Origin of the sequence: Serratia rhizosphaerae, from assembly GCF_009817885.1 — a bacterium.
GTDB classification, from domain to species: domain Bacteria; phylum Pseudomonadota; class Gammaproteobacteria; order Enterobacterales; family Enterobacteriaceae; genus Serratia_B; species Serratia_B rhizosphaerae.
Genome location: NZ_CP041764.1, coordinates 15,850 through 35,853, shown reverse-complemented (window position 1 = coordinate 35,853; position 20,004 = coordinate 15,850). Strand labels below are relative to the sequence as shown.

19 protein-coding genes are annotated in these 20,004 nt (G+C 60.7%); 10 read left to right on the top strand and 9 right to left on the bottom strand.

Going from position 1 to position 20,004, the window contains the following annotated elements:
- Positions 1 to 143: 143 nt before the first annotated feature.
- The 4 genes from FO014_RS00170 to puuD are packed head-to-tail and all read right to left on the bottom strand — an operon-like array spanning position 144 to position 4,257.
- Positions 144 to 1,424, bottom strand: coding sequence for an NAD(P)/FAD-dependent oxidoreductase (locus tag FO014_RS00170; protein ID WP_160026891.1), 1,281 nt, complete (start codon positions 1,422 to 1,424; stop codon positions 144 to 146).
- Between the two features lie 11 nt (positions 1,425 to 1,435).
- Positions 1,436 to 2,926: an aldehyde dehydrogenase PuuC gene (gene puuC / locus FO014_RS00165; protein WP_160026889.1), complete on the bottom strand. Its 1,491-nt coding sequence runs from the start codon at positions 2,924 to 2,926 to the stop codon at positions 1,436 to 1,438.
- A gap of 15 nt (positions 2,927 to 2,941) precedes the next feature.
- On the bottom strand, positions 2,942 to 3,499 hold the full coding sequence (gene puuR / locus FO014_RS00160) for an HTH-type transcriptional regulator PuuR (protein WP_160026887.1): 558 nt from the start codon (positions 3,497 to 3,499) through the stop codon (positions 2,942 to 2,944).
- A complete protein-coding gene (gene puuD / locus FO014_RS00155) occupies positions 3,496 to 4,257 on the bottom strand; it encodes a gamma-glutamyl-gamma-aminobutyrate hydrolase (protein WP_160026885.1) in 762 nt (253 codons plus the stop codon). Before puuD ends, puuR begins: the two co-directional genes overlap by 4 nt.
- A gap of 218 nt (positions 4,258 to 4,475) precedes the next feature.
- On the opposite strand from puuD, the gene FO014_RS00150 reads away from it, so the two are divergent.
- The 5 genes from FO014_RS00150 to FO014_RS00130 all read left to right on the top strand — a co-directional run bounded on the left by FO014_RS00150 (position 4,476) and on the right by FO014_RS00130 (position 10,039).
- On the top strand, positions 4,476 to 5,894 hold the full coding sequence (locus tag FO014_RS00150; protein WP_160026883.1) for a glutamine synthetase family protein: 1,419 nt from the start codon (positions 4,476 to 4,478) through the stop codon (positions 5,892 to 5,894).
- 126 nt (positions 5,895 to 6,020) lie between these two features.
- Positions 6,021 to 7,391, top strand: a complete 1,371-nt coding sequence (locus FO014_RS00145) for an APC family permease (protein ID WP_105230789.1) — start codon at positions 6,021 to 6,023, stop codon at positions 7,389 to 7,391.
- A 113-nt stretch (positions 7,392 to 7,504) separates the two neighbouring features.
- Positions 7,505 to 8,395 (top strand): aromatic amino acid DMT transporter YddG, encoded by an 891-nt coding sequence (gene yddG, locus FO014_RS00140; RefSeq protein ID WP_160026881.1) that lies wholly within the window; start codon positions 7,505 to 7,507, stop codon positions 8,393 to 8,395.
- A gap of 88 nt (positions 8,396 to 8,483) precedes the next feature.
- Positions 8,484 to 8,756, top strand: a complete 273-nt coding sequence (locus tag FO014_RS00135; RefSeq protein WP_160026871.1) for a hypothetical protein — start codon at positions 8,484 to 8,486, stop codon at positions 8,754 to 8,756.
- A 407-nt stretch (positions 8,757 to 9,163) separates the two neighbouring features.
- Entirely contained in the window at positions 9,164 to 10,039 is an 876-nt protein-coding gene (locus FO014_RS00130) for a nucleoside-specific channel-forming protein Tsx (protein WP_160026869.1), read from the top strand.
- Between the two features lie 49 nt (positions 10,040 to 10,088).
- Here the strand turns inward: FO014_RS00130 and FO014_RS23725 are convergent, their stop codons facing one another.
- Positions 10,089 to 10,265, bottom strand: a complete 177-nt coding sequence (locus FO014_RS23725; RefSeq protein WP_172606286.1) for a hypothetical protein — start codon at positions 10,263 to 10,265, stop codon at positions 10,089 to 10,091.
- A gap of 493 nt (positions 10,266 to 10,758) precedes the next feature.
- Here FO014_RS23725 and FO014_RS00125 point away from each other — a divergent pair, with 493 nt between their 5' ends.
- Together FO014_RS00125 and FO014_RS00120 are read left to right on the top strand one after the other, a co-directional pair.
- Positions 10,759 to 11,283 carry an anti-virulence regulator CigR family protein gene (locus FO014_RS00125; RefSeq protein ID WP_160026867.1) on the top strand — a complete coding sequence of 175 codons (525 nt, stop codon included), beginning with the start codon at positions 10,759 to 10,761 and terminating at the stop codon, positions 11,281 to 11,283.
- Positions 11,284 to 11,404: 121 nt separating this feature from the next.
- Entirely contained in the window at positions 11,405 to 11,932 is a 528-nt protein-coding gene (locus tag FO014_RS00120) for a chorismate mutase (RefSeq protein ID WP_160026865.1), read from the top strand.
- Between the two features lie 10 nt (positions 11,933 to 11,942).
- Here the strand turns inward: FO014_RS00120 and FO014_RS00115 are convergent, their stop codons facing one another.
- The 4 genes from FO014_RS00115 to hutC form a co-directional block, all read right to left on the bottom strand.
- Positions 11,943 to 13,481, bottom strand: coding sequence for a serine hydrolase domain-containing protein (locus tag FO014_RS00115; RefSeq protein WP_160026863.1), 1,539 nt, complete (start codon positions 13,479 to 13,481; stop codon positions 11,943 to 11,945).
- A 276-nt stretch (positions 13,482 to 13,757) separates the two neighbouring features.
- Positions 13,758 to 14,561, bottom strand: coding sequence for an N-formylglutamate deformylase (hutG, locus tag FO014_RS00110; protein WP_160026861.1), 804 nt, complete (start codon positions 14,559 to 14,561; stop codon positions 13,758 to 13,760).
- Positions 14,558 to 15,778: an imidazolonepropionase gene (hutI, locus tag FO014_RS00105; protein ID WP_160026859.1), complete on the bottom strand. Its 1,221-nt coding sequence runs from the start codon at positions 15,776 to 15,778 to the stop codon at positions 14,558 to 14,560. Before hutI ends, hutG begins: the two co-directional genes overlap by 4 nt.
- Before the next feature lie 269 nt (positions 15,779 to 16,047).
- Entirely contained in the window at positions 16,048 to 16,797 is a 750-nt protein-coding gene (gene hutC, locus FO014_RS00100; protein ID WP_105230797.1) for a histidine utilization transcriptional repressor HutC, read from the bottom strand.
- 172 nt (positions 16,798 to 16,969) lie between these two features.
- Here hutC and FO014_RS00095 point away from each other — a divergent pair, with 172 nt between their 5' ends.
- The 3 genes from FO014_RS00095 (at position 16,970) to FO014_RS00085 (ending at position 19,981) form a co-directional block, all read left to right on the top strand.
- On the top strand, positions 16,970 to 18,340 hold the full coding sequence (locus FO014_RS00095; protein ID WP_160026857.1) for a formimidoylglutamate deiminase: 1,371 nt from the start codon (positions 16,970 to 16,972) through the stop codon (positions 18,338 to 18,340).
- Positions 18,340 to 18,900 (top strand): HutD/Ves family protein, encoded by a 561-nt coding sequence (locus FO014_RS00090; RefSeq protein ID WP_160026855.1) that lies wholly within the window; start codon positions 18,340 to 18,342, stop codon positions 18,898 to 18,900. Before FO014_RS00095 ends, FO014_RS00090 begins: the two co-directional genes overlap by 1 nt.
- Positions 18,901 to 18,979: 79 nt before the next feature.
- Positions 18,980 to 19,981 (top strand): LacI family DNA-binding transcriptional regulator, encoded by a 1,002-nt coding sequence (locus FO014_RS00085; RefSeq protein ID WP_160026853.1) that lies wholly within the window; start codon positions 18,980 to 18,982, stop codon positions 19,979 to 19,981.
- Positions 19,982 to 20,004: the final 23 nt, after the last annotated feature.

Here is a 20,004-nt window from a genome sequence, read left to right as displayed (position 1 = left end):
GTCAGGGATTAGGGAGAGCGTGGCGATGGGGTCGTAGCGGCGTAAGCCGCCGGAGCGCCCCTCGTTACGCTAGGCCCGGGTATCTCGGGCCATCAGACGACTTTGTCATCAACTTCAGGCCCGGCTTGCCGGGCCTGTTTCTGTTAAACGCCGATCCGATCGCGCAGCGTGTAGTAAGCCGCGCCGATGGCGGTAAACGGAATTTGCAGGTTGCGACCGCCGAAGAACGGCAGGTGCGGCAGTTTGGCAAAGGCGTCGAAACGTTCCGCATCGCCGCGCAGCAGCTCGGCGATCAGCTTGCCCGCCAGATGGGTGCAGGTCACGCCGTGGCCGCTGTAGCCCTGCATGTAATACACATTATTCTCCAGACGACCAAACTGCGGCATGCGCGACAGCGTCAGCAGGAAGTTGCCGGTCCAGCGATAGTCGATGCGTACGCCTTTGAGCTGCGGGAAGGTTTTCAGCAGCTTGGGGCGGATCAGGTTGTCGATATCGTCCGGGTCGCGCGCGCCGTAGACCACGCCGCCGCCGTACAGCAGCCGGTGATCGGCAGTAATACGGTAATAATCCAGCAGGTAGTTACAGTCCTCCACGCAGTAATTGTGAGGGATCAGCGACTGAGCGACGTCCGGCGCCAGCGGCTCGGTGGTGACCACCTGGGTGCCGCAGGGCATGCTGCGCCTGGCCAGCCGCGGCTCCAGCTTATCGCCGAGGTAGGCGTTGCCGGCAACGATCACATAGCGGGCGCTGACCTGGCCATGGGCGGTGCTGACCAGCGCCGGATCGCCGTGGCGGATATCGGTGACCGCCGACTGCTCAAAGATTCGTCCGCCCTGCAGGCGAATGGCTTCCGCTTCTCCCAATGCCAGATTCAGCGGATGGATATGCCCGCCGCTGTGGTCGAGCAGCGCGCCGACGTAGCGATCGCTGGCCACCTCCTGGCGGATGCGGTCGGCGTCCAGCAGCTCCAGCTGGGTATTGCCGTAACGCTCCCAGTGGCCTTTCTGCTCAATCAGCGTGTGGTACTGCTTGTTGTTCAGCGCGGCGAAAATCCCGCCGGGACGGTAATCGCACTCGATGGCGTAGCGTTTGATGCGGCTGCGGATAATCTCCGCTCCTTCAAACATCATGCTGCCCAGCAGGCGGGCGCTGTCGGCGCCGTAGCGCTGTTCAATCACGTCGATATCGCGGCTGTAGGAGTTGACCAGTTGGCCGCCGTTGCGGCCGCTGGCGCCGAAGCCGATGCGCGCCGATTCCAGCACCACCACGTTGTAGCCGGCCTCCACCAGAAACAGCGCCGACGAGAGGCCGGTATAGCCGCCGCCGACGATGCAGACGTCGCACTCGATGGATTCATTCAGCTGCGGATAGGGCTGGTGCGGGTTGGCGCTGGCCGCATAGTAACTTTTTACGTGTTCAGTCATCTTTTCAATCCTTATTCCAGCGAAATCCAGGTGGTTTTCAGTTCGGTAAACTTGTCCAGCGCATGCAACGATTTGTCGCGGCCGTTACCGCTCTGCTTGTAGCCGCCGAAGGGCACCGTCATATCGCCGTCGTTGTAGTTATTGATAAATACCGAGCCGGCCCGCAGCTGGCGAGCCAGGCGATGAGCGCGTGACAGATCGCGCGTCCACAGCGCGGCGCCAAGGCCGTAATCGCTGTCGTTGGCCAGTTCGATGGCCTGCTGCTCGCCGTTGAACGGGGTGACGGCCAGCACCGGGCCGAAGATCTCTTCGCGCGCCACCTGCATGGCGTTATCCACCTGGGTCAGCACGGTCGGGCCAAGGTAGGCGTCATGCGGGCCGCTGCCGCGTCCGTCAAGAAACAGCGTTGCCCCCTGTTCGAGCCCTTGTTTAATAAAGTCGGCGACTTTGACGCTGTGCCCGCTGTCAATCAGCGTGCCCATTTGCGTGTCGGGATCCAGTGGATTGCCGGGCGCAAAGGCGGCGGCGTGTTTGCGCAGCGCCTGTAGAAACGGCTGTTGAATGCTCTCTTCCACCAGCAGACGCGTGCCGGCGATGCAGACTTGCCCCTGATTGTAGAAAATGCCCGCGGCGGCGGCGCGCGCCGCTTTATCAATATCCGGGCAGTCGGCGAAAATGATATTGGCGCTTTTGCCGCCGGCCTCCAGCCAGACGCGCTTCATATTGGATTCGCCGGCGTAAACCATCAGCTGTTTGGCCACCAGCGTCGAGCCGGTAAAGGTCAGGGCATCAACATCGGGATGCAGCGCCAGCGCCTTGCCTGCGTCATGGCCAAAGCCGCTGACGATATTGAGGACGCCGTCCGGCAGCCCGGCCTGCTGAGCCAACTGGCCGAGGTAAATCGCGCTCAACGGCGATTTTTCCGATGGCTTCAGCACCACGCTGTTGCCCGTCGCCAGCGCCGGGCCGAGCTTCCAGCAGGCCAGCAGCAGCGGGAAGTTCCATGGCGTAATGGCCCCGACGACGCCGACCGGTTCACGCTCAATCAGGGCCAGCGCATCGGCCCCCGTCGGGGCGATCTCGCCGTACACCTTATCAATGGCTTCGGCGTACCAGCGCAGGCAGCGGGCGGCGCCCGGTATATCATCCCGCAGGCTGTGGCGGATTGGCTTGCCGGTATCCAGCGTCTCCAGCAGCGCCAGGGTTTCCGCATGCTGTTCTATGCGATCCGCCAGCGTCAGCAGTACGGCTTTGCGCCGGGACGGCGCGGCGCGCGACCAGTCGCCGCGCTCAAAGGCGGCGCGTGCGGCGCTGACCGCCAGCTCGATATCGGCGGCGCCGGCGCGGGCAGCCTGCGTCAATTCGCGCTGCCCGGCAGGATCCTCCACCGTAAAGGTGCCCCCTTCAGCGGCCGACTGATAGCGGCCATTAATAAACAGTCGGTTCTCAATAGTCAGGGCCTGCGCCCGTTGTTGCCAGTACTGCAAGTGGTGGAAATCCATACCTTGCTCCGTTAATCAGAATGTCGTCGGCGTATGCGCGCTGACGATGCGGCAAATGCGCGTTGAGGTGTTGCTGAAGCTGTGGGGAATGCCGGTGTTGATGGCGTAGCTCTGGCCGGCGTTCAGAGCGTAGTTCTGACCGTTGACCTGCAGCACCACTTCGCCTTCCAGCAGCGTACCGATCTCTTCCCCTTGGTGTTTAATGCGTTCGCCGGTGGTGGTGCCCGGCTCGTAGGTCTCTATCATCATCGCCAGCGTGCGGTTGGGGTCGCCGTTATGGATCAGTTTCATCGAGACGCCCTGGCTGCCGATTTCAATCAGACTTTCCTGGTCGATCACAATTTGCGGTTCAGCCGGCTTTTCCGGTTCGGCAAAAAATGCCGACAGCGACAACCCGTAGACCGTCAGCAGTTTCTGCAACGTGCTGATGGCCGGGCTGACCTTGTCCTGTTCAATGGTGCTGATCGCGCTGTGCGTCAGTCCGGACAGCTCCGCCACGCGGCGCTGCGACAGGCCGAGCTGCTGACGGATTTGTGCCAGCCGTTTTCCCGGCGCCAGACTGATTTCGCTCATGGGCGTGGTTCCTTGCGATACACCCGGCAGGCGTCGATAAACCCGGCAAACAGCAGACGCGAGAGGGCGTATTCGTCGCTGTTCCACTCCGGATGCCACTGCACTCCCAGAGCAAACGGCTGGTCACGGATGCTGATGGCCTCGACCAGCCCGTCGGCGGCGTGCGCTTCGACGCGCACGCTGGGGCCGAGGGTTTTGGCGCCCTGACCGTGCAGCGAGTTGACCCAGAAGCGGTTGCAGTCCGGAATCAGCTGCGACAGCAGCCCGCCTTCACGCACGATGACTTCATGGGCGGGGGCGTACTGCTGCTCCAGCGGCAGTTCATGATCTTCGCGGTGCTCCTGCAGTTCCGGCAGTTCATACAGCCGGCGGTGCAGCGTACCGCCGGTCGCCACCACCATTTCCTGCATACCGCGGCAGATGGCGAAAAGGGGAATGCGCCTGTCGAGCGCCAGACGAATCAACGCCAGGCTCAATGCGTCACGGCCGGGATCGGCGTCAGGCTCATCGCCGTTTTCACCATAAAGGTGCGGCTGCACATTACTGGGGCTGCCCGGCAGCATAATGCCGTCGAGGCGCGGCAGCAGGTCCGCCAGAATTTCCGGCTCCGCCAGGGCGTGCGGCAGAGCGACCGGCAAACCGCCGGCGGCCAATACCGCATTCAGGTATTTTTCTTGCAAGGTCTGCGTTGGATGCTGCTTTAACCTGTGGCGACACATCACCACGCCGATAACTGGTCTGTTAAATATATTGCCCATTGTCTTCCCCTTGGCCTGTTCGAAATTATGAACGAGATGGCGTAAAAGTAGCCTTTTTGTTCAATATTAACTAAATCTAGCAGCGAGGTGGGCAATATTCAAACCATAATTAACACTTGAAAAACATTTTTGTTGCATCTATGTTTCATTGAGTGGAAATTATATTGAGCAGTACGGTCGTAATCATCGATAGCAACCTCAACAACGGCGGGTGACTCATGCAGACCAATATCGTAACAGTGGAAAACTTTGTGCAGCACAATGAAGAACGGCGAAGTACCACCTTCCAGCGGGAGGTGAATCATTATCTGGAACGTTATCCCTTAACCCAGCATATTGATGTCCTGCTGACCGATCTGAACGGTGGTTTCCGCGGCAAACGCATTCCGGTGGCGGGCTTGAACAAATTGGAGAAGGGGTGCTATTTTCCGGCTTCGGTATTCGCCATGGATATTCTGGGTAATGTGGTGGAAGAGACCGGGCTGGGGCAGGAACTGGGGGAACCGGACCGGGTATGCGTGCCGGTGCCGGGCACACTGACGCCCTCCGCCAGCGACCCGCAGTATATCGCCCAGGTACAGCTCACCATGCTGGATGAAGATGGCACTCCCTTTGACGTTGAACCACGCAATGTGCTGAACCGGATTTGGCAGCGCTTGCGACAGCGCGGGCTGGCGCCCGTGGTAGCGGTAGAGTTGGAGTTCTATCTCATCGATCGCCAGCGCGATGCGGAAGGCTATCTGCAGCCGCCGTGTGCGCCGGGTACTCAGGAGCGCAACACCCAGAGCCAGGTTTATTCGGTCGATAACCTGAACCATTTTGCCGAGGTGCTGAGTGAAATCGATGAGCTGGCGCGGCTGCAGGGCATCCCGGCCGACGGCGCGGTGGCGGAAGCCTCGCCCGGCCAGTTTGAGGTGAATCTGCATCATACCGGCGACGTCCTGCAGGCCTGCGACCATGCGCTGGCGCTCAAGCGCCTGATCCGCACGGTGGCGGAAAAGCATCATATGCAGGCCACCTTTATGGCGAAGCCCTATGAAGAGCATGCCGGCAGCGGGATGCATATCCATATCAGCATGCTGGACGCCGACGGCGAGAATGTGTTCGCCGATGAGCGGGGCGAAGATTCCGCGTTGCTGAAGCAGGCGCTGGCGGGGATGATCGCGCTGATGCCGTCCTCGATGGCGCTGCTGGCGCCGAACGTTAACGCCTATCGTCGCTTCCAGCCGGGGATGTACGTCCCGACCCAGGCTTCCTGGGGGCATAACAACCGCACCGTGGCGCTGCGTATTCCCTGCGGCGATCGCGACAGCCACCGGGTGGAATACCGCGTGGCCGGCGCGGATGCCAACCCGTATCTGGTGATGGCGGCGCTGCTGGCGGGCATTGTGCACGGCCTGGAAAACCCGCTGCCGCTGCCTGAACCGGTCACCGGCAACGGTCTGGAGCAGGAAGGGCTGCCGTTCCCGATCCGCCAGAGCGACGCCCTGGCCGCCTTTGCACAGCAGCCGCTGTGGAAAACGCTGCTTGGCGAGCGCTTCAGCCATGTGTATCTGGCCTGTAAAAACGATGAGCTGCTGCAGTTTGAGCGTCTGATCACCGAAACCGAGATTGAGTGGATGTTGAAAAACGCCTGATCTGCTTAATGTCACGCACCGCGCGCGTCTGGCGCATTTCGCCGGCTCTCCTGTGGCCGGCGAGGCCGCGCGCCCGGTAACTGCTATTCCTAATCAGGCGTACAGGACGCCGACGAGGAACGACCCATGACGGCAGAGGCCATCGACTGTAACGGCGCGGCGAAACCGCAACTGCGTAAATCGCTGAAACTATGGCAAGTGGTAATGATGGGGTTGGCATATCTGACGCCGATGACGGTGTTTGACACCTTCGGCATTGTGTCCGGCGTGACCGACGGCCACGTGCCGGCGTCGTATCTGTTTGCGTTGGCCGGCGTGCTGTTTACCGCCATCAGCTATGGCAAACTGGTGCGCCAGTTTCCTACCGCTGGCTCGGCCTATACCTATGCGCAAAAGGCGATCAACCCGCACGTCGGCTTTTTGGTCGGCTGGTCGTCGCTGCTGGATTATCTGTTTTTGCCGATGATTAATACCCTGCTGGCAAAAATCTATCTGACCGCGCTGTTCCCCGAAGTCCCTCCGTGGGTGTGGGTGGTCGGCTTTGTGTTGATTATGACCGCCATCAACCTGAAGAGCGTCAACATCGTGGCGAACTTTAATACGCTGTTCGTGCTGGCGCAGGTGATGATCATCGTGGTGTTTATTGTTCTGGTGATACACGGGCTGCATAAGGGGGAGGGGGTCGGCACCGTCTGGAGCCTGCAACCCTTTATCAGCGAAAATGCGCACCTGCTGCCGATTATTACCGGCGCCACCATCCTCTGTTTTTCATTCCTGGGCTTTGATGCGGTCACTACCCTGAGTGAAGAGACGCCTGACGCCGCCCGGGTGATCCCGCGCGCCATTTTCCTCACCGCGCTGTACGGCGGCGTGATCTTTATCAGCGTATCGTTCTTTATCCAGCTGTTCTTCCCCACCATTGAACGCTTCAAGGAGCCGGACGCGGCGCTGCCGGAGATAGCGCTGTACGTGGGCGGCAAGCTGTTCCAGTCCATTTTCCTCTGCACCACCTTTATCAACACCCTGGCCTCCGGTCTGGCGTCGCATGCCAGCGTTTCGCGTCTGCTGTACGTGATGGGGCGCGATAACGTCTTCCCGGAAAAACTGTTTGGCTATGTGCACCCGAAATGGCGCACGCCGGCGCTGAATGTGCTGCTGGTTGGCGCGGTGGCGCTGTCCGCGCTGTCGTTCGATCTGGTCACCGCCACCGCACTGATCAATTTCGGCGCGCTGGTGGCCTTTACCTTTGTCAATCTGTCGGTGATCAGCCACTTCTTTATCCGCGAAGGGCGCAATAAAACCTGGAAAGATCGTTTCCAATTCCTGTTCCTGCCGCTGGTGGGGGCGCTGACCGTCGGCGTGCTGTGGCTGAACCTGGAGAAAAGTTCGCTGACTATGGGGCTGTGCTGGGCCGGGGCAGGCGTGATTTATCTGGCGTACCTGACCCGGCGCTTCCGCCAGCCGCCGCCGCAGTTTGAGCGTCAGCCGTTGCCGTAATCGCTAAGCGGGCGCGGCTTGCCGCGCCCGCTGTTCAGACGCGACGCCTTCTTTTTCCGGTCCGGTCGGGGTACAGTGAAATCTTGGAAAAGGAATTCATTGGAAATCATCGGATGTCACCTCTCGCCGTATCCCATAAAGCCACATTACTGGGGCTATTAGCCATTGTATTTTGGAGCAGTGTTATAGGCCTGATCCGCAGCGTGAGCGAAGGGCTTGGCCCGATTGGCGGCGCAGCGATGATCTACAGCGTCGGCGCGCTTTTCTTGTTGCTGGTGATGGGCATACCAAAGTTGTCAACATTCCCCCGCGTTTACCTGTTGTACGGCAGCGTGCTGTTTGTCGCTTATGAAATCTGTCTGTCACTATCGCTGGGCTATGCCGACAACCGGATGCAGGCGATTGAGCTGGGCATGATTAACTACCTATGGCCCAGCCTGACGGTATTGATGGCGATCTTGTTCAACGGACAAAAGGCGACATGGTGGGTGCTGCCTGGCCTGTTGCTGGCGCTGTTCGGCATCGGCTGGATCATGAGCGGGGAGGGCGCCTGGTCGCTGCAACAGATGCTGGGCAACGTACGCAGTAACCCACTGAGCTACACCCTGGCCTTCAGCGGCGCGGTTATCTGGGCGCTGTACTGCAGCGTGACCAGAAGGCTGGCGCAGGGGAAAAACGGCGTAGCGCTGTTTACCGCCCTGACGGCGTTGGCGCTGTGGGGGAAGTATGGCGTCAGTGCGGAGGGTGCCTTGCATTTTCACTGGCCGATAACGCTGATGCTGCTGTGCGCCGGCGTGGCGATGGGGGCCGGCTATGCCTTATGGAACATTGGCATCCTGCACGGCAATATGACGTTGCTGGCGACGGCCTCCTACTTCGCTCCGGTGCTCTCTTCACTCTTTGCTGCCGTGATGCTTAATACGGCGTTGACCGTCAGCTTCTGGCAAGGGGTGGGGATGGTGATCGTTGGTTCGCTGGTCTGTTGGCGTGCCACCCGCGGCTGAACGGTGCGGTTTTCGTGTGTAAACAGCGCCCCGGCGGGGAAATTAGACTAAGATCATATAACGTCTTCTTGCTGAAGGAACGTGAACTATGCGCAGTGATATCCAGTTTCTTCCCCAGCCGGCGATTGACGATCAGACGTTTATGTACGGCGACACCGTACGGCTGACGACGGCTAATTTACGGCATGAATATCAACTTGATGTAAACATCCTGCGCCGCGCAGGCCGGCAGATATATGGCGCGGTGGTCGCCGCCGCGCCGAAAACGGACATCCCCCCGCAGGAGTGGGAGATTGCACGCGGCGACGAGGTGGTCTTCCGTAAGGAAAATATCGCCAAGGCGGTGCCGGGCACACGCTGAAGCCATTGGCTCAGCGCGTGCGGCATCCTGTATCACACGTCTCAGTTCGTCGGCGGCACTGGCTTGCCGACGAAACATCGCTGCTTCTTCATCACCGTATCTTATCCTTGATGTGCTCTCCGGGCGGCTGGCTGTCGTGCGTCATGCTGTTGCCTGAAAAAACACCACTGATGATAAAAATCACATTGATTATGAATTTTCGTGAAACATAATTTGACAAATGTGAACGCAATCGATTACCTATTCGCAAAACAGGTGGCTAGATCACAGATTCCTACCATCGGAGATTTCTATAATGCGCCGGTGATCTGAGTGGGTAACGCTTGTTTACACCCTGTAGGGGTCAGACTTATTTGTCATCTTTTTCTAACGGGCAGCGAATAGCCCTTTAAGCATGTGGTAATAAAATGAAAAAAATAGCTCTCGCAGCAGGCGTTCTTCTTGCGGCGTCTTACAGTGCAGCATCAGTGGCGGATAGTAAAGACAGCGAGTTTGTCTCGGATTGGTGGCATCAAAGTGTGAACGTGGTGGGCAGTTACCATACTCGCTTCGGGCCACAGCTTAACAACGACGTCTATCTGGAATATGAAGCCTTCGCCAAGCACGAATGGTTCGATTTCTACGGCTACATCGACGTGCCGAAATTCTTCGGCGTTGGCAATACGCCGGACCGTGGCATCTGGGATAAAGGTTCGCCGATGTTTATGGAGATCGAGCCGCGTTTCTCCATCGATAAGCTGACCGGCACCAGCCTGGCGTTCGGACCGTTTAAAGAGTGGTACTTCGCCAACAACTATATTTACGATATGGGCCGTAACAAGGCGTCGCGTCAGAACACTTGGTATATGGGGCTGGGCACCGATATCGATACCGGCCTGCCGATGAGCCTGTCGATGAACATCTATGCCAAGTATCAGTGGCAGAACTACGGTGCGGCCAATGAAAACAGCTGGGACGGCTACCGTTTCAAAATTAAGTACTTCGTGCCGCTGACCCAGGTGTGGGGCGGCAACCTGAGCTATATCGGCTTCACGAACTTCGACTTCGGTTCCGATCTGGGCAAGGATGACTTTACGGTGAATGGCCGTCAGGCGCGGACCAGCAACTCCATCGCCTCCAGCCATATTTTGGCGCTGAACTACGACCACTGGCACTACTCGGTCGTGGCGCGTTACTTCCATAACGGCGGTCAGTGGCAGGATGGTGTGGATATCGGCACGCCGCAGGGGCCGATCAAGTCAACCGGCTGGGGCTACTACCTGGTGGTGGGTTACAACTTCTGATCCTGCGCAACAAAAAACCCCGCATTGGCGGGGTTTTTTGCTCCATCACTTAGGCGTCCTGGCTGGGCAAGTGTTTGACCGGCATAAATAGCCGTCCTTTAATGACATAGCATTCGTTGTCAATCCACTTGATGATTTGTTCACAGCTTACGCCTTCCGCTTGTGCATAACGGCTAAGGTCGCCATTGAAATGCCGCGTGATGTATTCCATGAGTGTCATTTGCATTGCTTTTGCTCCTGAGCGCCCGCGGGGCCTATCGGCTCGTCACGGGAGGTAAGGTTTCTCCGAGAACAAATTTAAGATATCGACAACAAAATCTCAACACTTAGTTTTGCTAAGGGTATTGATAGTCATAGAAAAAAGGTCCCGCATACCGCGCGGGAAACGGATGATTCATAGACTGTATGGATGAAATGGTGCTGCGTGAGGCGCGCCATGATCGCCGGGAAGGCTCCCGGCAATGACGCGTTATTCAAACTACTGGAACGCTGGTGGCGTCGCAAGTACATTTTAGTTATGACGGCAGCGGAGCTGAATAATTATGCGTTGATACGCTATTATCAACGGATGACGGGATAATCCACCACCAAGCAGGTGATAAACGTCAGCGTATGGATGATTAGAATCGCCATGTCGCAAATATAAGAGTTTTCCTCATTCTTTATGGGGTAAATTATACTTATAGTCAGCACAATTCCCCAACCGAGGATGTATCAACATGAAAAAACGTCGTATGACCATCACGGCACTGGCGCTGATCGCTTCTCTGGGCGTCAGCAGCGCGCCGGTCTTCGCTGACAAAGGCGGTAACGGCAACGGCGGCAACGGCCATGGCAACAGCGGTAACCACGGCAATAAGGGTTACGATGGCAAGCATGGCAATGGTAAAGGCAACGGTAACGGCAAAGGCGTTAGCGATGAGCATGGCAGCAAAGGCAAGCGCGGTAATAGCGCGGACGACCATGGCCTGGTACGGGTCGACCTGTCCTATGACCGCGCCCGCTCGCTGGCGCTGAACTACGGCCTGACCGGTTACCAGTCGCTGCCTCCGGGGATTGCGAAAAATCTGGCGCGCGGCAAGCCGCTGCCTCCGGGCATTGCCAAGAAAACCGTACCGGCGTCGCTGCTGGGCCAGCTGCCGCACTATCCGGGCTATGAGTGGCGCGTGGTGGGCGATGACCTGGTGCTGATCGCCCTGAGCACTGCGCTGGTTGCATCGGTGATTAACGGCGTGTTTGACTAAGCCGTTTTACCCTGATCAGGCCCCGCTTATGCGGGGCTTTTTTATGTGGGGTAAAATTATGTGACCTGCCGAAAGCGGTGAACTATATTTGCCGGATACTTAATGGGATAACTGAGGAACTATGCTGAAACTCTGTCTGATGGCGGGGCTGCTGTGCAGCTTTTCCGCGCTTGCCGATAATAGCGCGTCGATCGCCGACGTGGTGAACCAGCGTCTGGCGCTGATGAAAGACGTAGCCGGTTATAAGGCGCAGCAGCATTTGCCGATTGAGGATCTGGCGCAGGAGGGCAAAGTGCTGGCTAACACGCAGGCGCAGGCAGAAAAGCTGGGGCTGGAGCCGCAGTCCGTGAAGCCGTTTATCGTTGCGCAGATGGATGCGGCCAAGGCTATCCAGTACCGCTACCGGGCTGACTGGCTGGTACAGCCGGAGATGGGCTGGCAGCCGCAGCCGCTGGAGAAAGTCCGGCCGGAGATCGCCCGCCTGAGCGACAAAATCCTGCAGCAGCTGGCGCAGCGCCTGCGGCAGGGACCGATCGCCGAGAGCGAACGCCAGACCTTTATCCAAACTATTCAGCAAGTAAATTTAACCGCTGCAGATAAGCAGCGGCTGTTTGACGCGCTGTTAATGGTCAAGCTCAACGGGCGCTGAGCAGGGCGCGTTATTCCGCATGGTTGCCGGTGCTGCGCCTGAAGGTCAGCACCCGACTGCCTTCGGCGATCAGATCGACACTGTAACCGCGGAAATAGAGACAAAAACGTTTTAACCACGGTCCGTCGCGGCTTTCAACCAGCATGCGGCCGTCGCCCTGCGGGCTGAGGGTGCCAATGTGCGCCGCCGGACCGACGCCGATATGCACCTGGTCGCCGCGGATTTCAAAAGCGGTGCGGTAGTGCGGGTGATACCAGGTGCCCTGTACATGCTGCAGACAGCGGACGCTGGTCTGCACCGGCCAGAACGTGCGGGCGACATGGCCGACTTCACCTTCAATGCTCTCGCCATTCCATTTCAGCCGCATTGGCCGCTGGGCGCGAAGCGAAACCGCATAGCCGTCCTCCGCCTGGTACAGCGTCTCCGGGCAACCCAGATAGGCGATATTACCCTGGCTGACTTCCAGCCAGTACGGCTCTGCCAGCGTCGCGTAGATGCCGTCCGGAATAACGCGGCTGCGCGGCGGCAGCGGTTCGTTCAGCAGGGTGGCCATTACCTGCAGGGCGGTGTTGGTGCTGTCGCAGTCTTCGCGGTTGGCCACCAGCGCCATACCGACCTGCCGTTCCGGCGCCAGCAGAAAATAGGTTTTATAGCCGGCATGCGAGCCGCCGTGGCCCAATAACATATGCGGACCGAGCGGGGTGCGCGCCAGCCCCAGCCCGTAGGCGCTGGGCTGGCCGTTTGTCAGATAGCGCGGCGCGCTCAGCTGCTGCAGCACGCCGGCGGCCGGGCCGCGGTCACCGAGCAGCGCCTGCAGCCAGCGGGTCAGATCGCCGAGGCTGCCGGTCAGGCAGCCCGAGGCGGACAGATGCAGGCCGGCGCTGCTCTGCTGCCAGCCGTGCGGCGTGCGCCAGTAGCCGGGCGACAGGCCGGGGACGATGTCGAACCAGCTTTCCGGCGCCTGCCAGCTCAGTTGCAGCGGCTGCGCAATATGTTGCTGAACCAGCTGCGCAAAGCGGTAGCCCCGTTCCTGCAGCGCCTCCTCCACCAGACGGTAACCGGTGTTGCTGTAGCTGATTTCGCTGCCCGCCGGGAAGTTTAGGCGCTCCAGCCCCTGGATAAACGTCATTACCGGTTCCGCGTGGCTGACGCTGTAGCCGGAAATGCCGAGCAGCCCGAGCGTTTCACGCACGTCGGGCAGGCCGCCGGTCATATCCAGCGCCTGGCCGACGCTGACTGCGGCCGGCTCGCCGCGCAGCTGCGGCAGCAGTTCTCCCAACGGCTGGTCGAGGCGCAGCGCTCCCCCGGTCGCATTTAGCGCCAGCGTGGCGAAAATATGCTTGGTCAGCGAGGCGTAACGCACCACGCTGTCGGCGCTAAAGGGGTCGCCGCGCGCCAGATCGGCCAGGCCGGCGCACACCACCGCCTGTGTGCGCTGCGCATCAAACAGGGTAATAGCGCCGCCGGGATCGCCCGGCAGGCGCCAGCCGGCCAGTAATCGCTCGGCCGTGGCCCGAGCTTCACGCCAGCGTGGCTGGGTGTCAGACATAGTTAGTCTCCAGAGTTGAATAAGACGGGGCGCAGAACGCCGCTACCGCCGGGCTATGTGCGCAGGGCAAGGGCGCCATCCGGTCTGTTATATCACCGTGTGAACGGTACTTTTGGCTCGATTGTGGCGCAGCAGAGCGACCGGCATCCGCTGTTTTGTGCGGTGTTGGCGGCAGATCGGAGAAGTTTGTTGAAATTTGCGATATAGAGCGCAGATTACGCCGTTTAGGCGGGGGCGTTGCGGCCCGGCAAAGGTTTTCCGGGCCGATCGGGCGGCTCAGCGTTGCTGCGCGCCCCAGTCGATCATGCTGTCGATCATCCGGCTCAGCAGTTGCTGCAGCGGTGCGGCGCGCGCGGCGTCGAAGGCGAACGGATACTGCTCGGACATATAATTGACCTGCGCCAGTTCCAGCTGCACCGCATGCTGGTTTTCCGCCGGTTTGCCGTAGGCGCGGGTGATATAGCCGCCTTTAAAGCGTCCATTCAGCACGTGGCTGAACTGTTGCTGTTGTTCGCAGCAGGTCACCAGCCGGTCGCTGAGCACGGTGGCACAGCTGGCGCCGTCGTTGGTGCCCAGATTGAGATCCGGCAGTTTGCCGTCGAACAGACGCGGGATCACCGAGGCGATGGAGTGGGCGTCAAACAGCAGCGCATAGCCGTGCTGTGCTTTCAGCCTGGCCAGCTCATCCTGCAGCTGTTGGTGATACGGCTGCCAGATCTGTTGCAGATAGCCGGCGCGCTCCCGGTCATCCGGCGCTTTGCCGGTCAGAAAGCTGGGCTCGCCGTTAAACAGTACGTCCGGATACAGTCCGGTGGTGGCGCTGCTGTAGAGCGGTTTATCGTCCGCCGGGCGGTTGAGGTCGATAACAAAACGCGAGTAATTGCCCACCAGAATGCTGGCGCCAAGGCTGCGGGCAAAGTCATACAGTTGGGGAATATGCCAGTCGGTATCCGGCAGCGCGCGCGCGTCTGGCGTCAGCCCGGCCTCAACGGCCGGCGTCAACTGCGTGCCGGCGTGGGGAATGCTGATGAGCAGCGGCAGGCTGCCGGTTTGGAAATGGAACGGATCGCGAATGTTCATTGACGTATCTCTCCTCGGAAAATCACCGTGCAGGGCAGCTGTCCGCCCAGCCAATAAGTCAGTTCAGCCGGCCGCGACAGCGGCCAGTGGACGAAGTCCGCCATCTTGCCGCTTTCCAGCGAACCATGGCTTTCCTGCAACCCCAGCGCCCTGGCGGCGTGCAGCGTGACGCCGGCCAGCGCCTCTTCCGGCGTCAGGCGGAACAGGGTGCAGGCCATGTTCATCATCAGCCGCAGCGACAGCGCCGGCGAGGTGCCGGGGTTGGCGTCGCTGGCGATCGCCATCGCCACCCGGTGTTTGCGGAACAGTTCGATCGGCGGACACTGGGTTTCACGCAGCAGGTAGTAAGCCCCCGGCAGCAGCACCGCGACTGTGCCGGCGGCGCCCATCGCCTGCGCGTCCTGCTCGGTGGCGTATTCAAGATGGTCGGCGGACAGCGCATGATGACGCGCCGCCAGCGCGCTGCCGCCCAGTGCGGACAGCTGCTCGGCGTGCAGCTTCACCGGCAGCCCGGCGCGTTCGGCGGCGGCAAACACTTTTTCCACCTGCTGCGGCGAAAAGGCCAGATGTTCGCAGAAGGCGTCGACCGCATCGGCCAGACCGGCGCCGGCGGCTTGCGGAATAATGGTGTCGCATACCAGATCGATATAATCATCGGCGCGGCCGGCATATTCCGGCGGCAGGGCGTGGGCAGCCAGACAGGTGGTCTTTACTTCCACCGGCAGCGTGTCGGCCAGCCGGCGCGCCACCCGCAGCATTTTCAGCTCGCTCTGCGGCGTCAGCCCATAGCCGGACTTGACCTCCACGCAGGTCACGCCTTCCGCCAGCAGCGGCCGCAGGCGGAACTGCGCCTGTTCCAGCAGTTGCTGTTCCGAGGTGTCGCGGGTGGCGTTGACGGTGGAAATGATTCCGCCGCCCTGCGCGGCGATCTCGGCATAGCTGACGCCGTTCAGCCGCTGCTCAAATTCCGCGCTGCGATCGCCGCCGAACACCAGATGAGTATGGCAATCCACCAGGCCGGGGGTAATGATGCCGCCCTCGAACTTCACCGTTTCATCTGCGGTAATCGCCGGGCGTGCGGCGTATTCGCCAATCCAGACGATTTTGCCGCCGCGTACCGCCATCGCGCCGTCGTGCAGAATATGGTATTTGCCTTCGCGCATGGTGACGATATCCGCCCCGTGCCACAGGCTGTCGCAGTGAATCTCGCTGGTCATCGTTGTCCCGCCTTGCTTGGTTGTATATACAATTAAACACAAGCTAACGCATTCATCAACGGCCGACAAGAGGTGAGAGGGATAATTTGTTACGGAAATGTGATCGCCATACCCTAAATAATTCAAATTGCAGGAGGGCGGCGAATGAAGGAATCCCGATGAGCTTACACCGGTCAGGGATTCGGGTGACTGAATGCAGCCAACGCACCTGCAATTTGCAGTATGACGGGGATAAACGGCGGGGCGGCGTGGCGCCCCGCGCGGAGGGATTAAACGTCGAAGCGACCGAACAGCTGATAACGGCTGCCGGGATACAGCAGCCGCGCCGAGGTGACCACGGTTTTGCCTGACCAGGTGCGGCGATGGATCAGCAGGCAGGGTTCGCGCTCTTCCAGCTGCAGCAGCTCGCGCTCCTGTTTGCTGGCGACCACCGCCTCGACGATATGCTCGCCGGCCGTCAGGGGCGCGGCCTGCGTCAGATAGATATAAGGCGTCACCCGATCGAAATCCTGCTGAAGATAATCGGGAGCGGCCAGCGGGTTGACGCAGCGGTTTTCCAACTGCACCGGCATCTCGTTTTCATAGTGGACGATCTGCGAATAGAACAGCTGCTGGCCCGGCGCTATGCCCAGCGCGGCGGCCTCTTCATCGCTGGCGGTACGCGCCGTCACCTGCAGTATCTTGCTGCTGTGGCGGTGTCCGCGGGCGGCGATTTCGTCGGCGATGTTATGCACTTCCAGCAGCGCGGTGTGCGCTTTGGCCTCGGCGACGAAGGTGCCGACGCCCTGCATACGCACCAGAAAGCCTTCGCTGGTCAGCTCACGCAGCGCACGGTTGATGGTCATGCGGCTGACGCCCAGCTCCGCCACCATTTCGCTTTCCGAGGGCACGCGTTGGTGCGGCTGCCAGTGGCCGGCGCGGATCTGATCCACGATCGCCTGTTTCACCCGCTGGTAGATGGGGGCGGGGGTATCGCTCATGGCCGTAGCCAGTTGTAACACGCTCTGTTGATCAACCACGACGTTAACCTCGTCAAATAAAAAAATAATAACATCAGTTTACTGTTGATTAGGGTATCTGTATATGTATATACAAGTAATAGCCGATTCTCCAGATTAATGTTACCGGCTTGAAACATTTGCCTGCGCGCGCTGCGCGCTTTCGCCGTTACACCAACGTTGGAATATTGCTATGCCTGCTTACTACGCTAAACGCGCACTGCTTCCCACCGGCTGGGCGCATGCCGTCCGGCTGGACGTCGACGCTCACGGTTTTCTTACCCGGGTTACCCCGGATGCCAGCCCGGAAGGCTGCGCGCTGCTGCATGGCGATGTGGTGCCCGGGATGCCGAACCTTCACTCGCACGCGTTTCAGCGGGTGATGGCGGGGCTGGCCGAGGTGGCGGGCGATCCGCAGGACAGTTTCTGGACCTGGCGCGATCTGATGTACCGCCTGGTGCAGCGCCTGACGCCGGAGCAGGTCGAAATCATTGCCCGCCAACTGTATATCGAAATGTTACAGGGCGGCTATACCCAGGTGGCGGAGTTTCACTATCTGCATCATGACGCCGACGGCAAGCCGTACGCCGACCGTGGCGAAATGACCGGCCGCCTCAGCCGCGCCGCGCAGCAGGCGGGGATCGGCATGACGCTGCTGCCGGTGCTGTACAGCTATGCCGGCTTCGGCGCACAGCCGGCGCAGGCGGGGCAGCGGCGCTTTATCCAGGATGTGGACAGCTACCTGACGCAGCAGCAGGTTATCGCTCGCCAACTGGCGGATCGGCCGCTGCAGAACCAGGGGCTGTGCTTCCATTCGCTGCGCGCGGTGGAACTGACGCAGATGGAGCAGGTGCTGGCGCAGGCCGATAGCACGCTGCCGGTGCATATCCATATTGCCGAACAGCAAAAAGAGGTGAACGACTGTCTGCAGTGGTGCGGCCAGCGTCCGGTGGCGTGGTTGTATGAGCATCTGCCGGTCGACAGTCGCTGGTGTCTGGTGCACGCCACCCATCTGGATAACGCCGAGCTGGAGCAACTGGCACACAGCCGGGCGGTGGCGGGGCTGTGCCTGACCACCGAGGCCAATCTGGGCGATGGCATCTTCCCCGGCGACGCCTACCTGCAGCGTCAGGGACGCTGGGGCATCGGCTCGGACAGCCACGTCTCGCTGAATGTGGTGGAGGAATTGCGCTGGTTCGAATATGGTCAGCGCCTGCGCGACCGGCATCGCAACCGTCTGACGACGGCGGAACAGCGGTCGGTGGGCGATGCGCTGTATCAGCAGGCGCTGCAAGGGGGCGCGCAGGCCTGCGGCGCGCCGATCGGCCGGCTGCAGAGCGGCTACCGCGCCGACTGGCTGGTGCTGGACGGCGACGATCCGTATCTGGCGGCGGCGCCGGACGCGGCGATCCTCAACCGCTGGCTGTTTGCCGGTGGCAAGGCGCAGATCCGCGACGTGTTTGTTGCCGGATCGCAGGTAATTGAGCAGGGTCGCCATGCGCTGCAGCAGCAGAGCCGCGTCGAGTTTATGCAGGTGCTCAAAACTTTCCAGCAGGAGGCGTGATGCTGATGAACCGGTTTGATTTTTCCGACCTGCCGGTCAGCCCGTGGCGCAATGGCGGCGGCGAAACGCGTGAAATTGTCTGCCAGCCGGCGGACGGCGCCGACTTCGACTGGCGGGCGAGTATCGCCACCATCGCACAGGACGGGCCGTTTTCCGCCTTCGACGGCATCGACCGTTCGATTACCCTGCTGGAGGGCGACGGTGTCCATCTGTTCGGCGACGGCATCGGTCATCGGCTGGAGACGGCGGGCGAACCCTTCGCCTTCTCCGGCGATGCGGCGCTGCAGGCGCGGCTGCTGGGGGGCGTCAGCCAGGATTTTAATATCATGACCCGGCGCGGACGCTGGCGCGCTGCGGTGCGGCGGATGACGGCGGCGTGCGAGCTGCCGGTCGGCCACGCCGGCGTCTGGTATGTGCTGCGCGGCGAATGGCTGTTGCCGGCAGAAACCCGGCTCGGCGCCCGGCAGGGCGGCTGGTGGCCGGAGGCGGCACATGGCGGGCGGGCCGCACCGTTGAGCGCGGATGCGCTGGCGCTGTGGGCCGATCTCAGCCGGGTGTAAACGCCGGTAGTCTCTGCGGCTGAGTTATGGGATTATGCGAGGTCTCGTTTCATTTCCCAGTCAAGGCAGAGAAGGGTACATGGCTTCGCTGAAAGACGTTGCAAAACTGGCCGGGGTTTCGTTGATGACGGTGTCTCGCGCCATCAACGAGCCTGATAAACTGCGGGCGGAAACCTACCGCCGGGTGAAGCAGGCCATCGATCAACTGGACTATGTGCCGGATCTGGCCGCCCGCCGCATCCGCGGCGACGGCGGCCGGGTGCAGACCATCGGCGTACTGGCGCTGGATACCGCCACCACGCCGTTCTCGGTCGAAATGATCCTGTCGATAGAAAAAACCGCGCGCGAACATGGCTGGAACAGCTTTGTCGTCAACCTGTTCGACGATGAATCGGCGGAGCATACGGTGGATCTGCTGCTGGCGCACCGGCCGGACGGCGTGATTTTCACCACCATGGGATTGCGTCAGGTGACGCTGCCGGCCAAGCTGTTGGATAAGCGGCTGGTGCTGGCAAACTGTTTCAGCCGTACGCAGCGCATCGCCAGCTATATCCCGGATGATGAACAGGGGCAGTATGACGCGGCGCGCACGTTGCTCGACAAGGGCTACCGCGCGCCGCTGTGTATTTATCTGCCGGAAGACGTGCCGGCGGCGACGCTGCGCCGACGCGGGCTGGAGCGCGCCTGGCGGGAGGGCGGCGGCGATATGGCGCAGCTGCGGCAGTACCACCTCAACCTGAGCGGCGGCGATGAGCATTACCGTGACTGCGTCGAACTGTTGGCGCGCCATTTCGCCCCCGGGCGGCAGGAGTGCGACGTGGTGGTGTGCGGCAACGACCGGGTGGCGTTTCTGGTGTACCAGACGCTGCTGGCGCAGGGCTGGCGCATACCCCAGCAGGTGGCGGTGCTGGGCTATGACAACATGGTGGGGATTGGCGAACTGTTTCAGCCGCCGCTCACCACCGTTCAACTGCCGCACTATGAACTGGGCCGCCAGGCGGCGCTGCACCTGATCGAGCAGCGTGAGCACCGCGACAGCGTCAAGGTGCCGTGCCCGCTGCTGCTGCGCGCGTCGCTGTAGCTTTCTGCAGGGCCCGGCAGCGC

Excerpts from the sequence above, each read along its gene's own strand:
- FO014_RS00120 (WP_160026865.1), top strand. The coding sequence starts at position 11,405 with ATGCTGAAACTCTGTCTGATGGCGGGGCTGCTGTGCAGCTTTTCCGCG.
- FO014_RS00135 (WP_160026871.1), top strand. The coding sequence starts at position 8,484 with ATGCGCAGTGATATCCAGTTTCTTCCCCAGCCGGCGATTGACGATCAG.
- hutI (WP_160026859.1), bottom strand. The coding sequence starts at position 15,778 with ATGACCAGCGAGATTCACTGCGACAGCCTGTGGCACGGGGCGGATATC.
- FO014_RS00150 (WP_160026883.1), top strand. The coding sequence starts at position 4,476 with ATGCAGACCAATATCGTAACAGTGGAAAACTTTGTGCAGCACAATGAA.
- FO014_RS00125 (WP_160026867.1), top strand. The coding sequence starts at position 10,759 with ATGAAAAAACGTCGTATGACCATCACGGCACTGGCGCTGATCGCTTCT.
- hutG (WP_160026861.1), bottom strand. The coding sequence starts at position 14,561 with ATGAACATTCGCGATCCGTTCCATTTCCAAACCGGCAGCCTGCCGCTG.
- puuD (WP_160026885.1), bottom strand. The coding sequence starts at position 4,257 with ATGGGCAATATATTTAACAGACCAGTTATCGGCGTGGTGATGTGTCGC.
- FO014_RS00145 (WP_105230789.1), top strand. The coding sequence starts at position 6,021 with ATGACGGCAGAGGCCATCGACTGTAACGGCGCGGCGAAACCGCAACTG.
- yddG (WP_160026881.1), top strand. The coding sequence starts at position 7,505 with ATGTCACCTCTCGCCGTATCCCATAAAGCCACATTACTGGGGCTATTA.
- FO014_RS00130 (WP_160026869.1), top strand. The coding sequence starts at position 9,164 with ATGAAAAAAATAGCTCTCGCAGCAGGCGTTCTTCTTGCGGCGTCTTAC.
- FO014_RS00115 (WP_160026863.1), bottom strand. The coding sequence starts at position 13,481 with ATGTCTGACACCCAGCCACGCTGGCGTGAAGCTCGGGCCACGGCCGAG.
- FO014_RS00090 (WP_160026855.1), top strand. The coding sequence starts at position 18,340 with ATGCTGATGAACCGGTTTGATTTTTCCGACCTGCCGGTCAGCCCGTGG.
- FO014_RS00170 (WP_160026891.1), bottom strand. The coding sequence starts at position 1,424 with ATGACTGAACACGTAAAAAGTTACTATGCGGCCAGCGCCAACCCGCAC.
- puuR (WP_160026887.1), bottom strand. The coding sequence starts at position 3,499 with ATGAGCGAAATCAGTCTGGCGCCGGGAAAACGGCTGGCACAAATCCGT.
- FO014_RS23725 (WP_172606286.1), bottom strand. The coding sequence starts at position 10,265 with ATGCAAATGACACTCATGGAATACATCACGCGGCATTTCAATGGCGAC.
- FO014_RS00095 (WP_160026857.1), top strand. The coding sequence starts at position 16,970 with ATGCCTGCTTACTACGCTAAACGCGCACTGCTTCCCACCGGCTGGGCG.
- FO014_RS00085 (WP_160026853.1), top strand. The coding sequence starts at position 18,980 with ATGGCTTCGCTGAAAGACGTTGCAAAACTGGCCGGGGTTTCGTTGATG.
- puuC (WP_160026889.1), bottom strand. The coding sequence starts at position 2,926 with ATGGATTTCCACCACTTGCAGTACTGGCAACAACGGGCGCAGGCCCTG.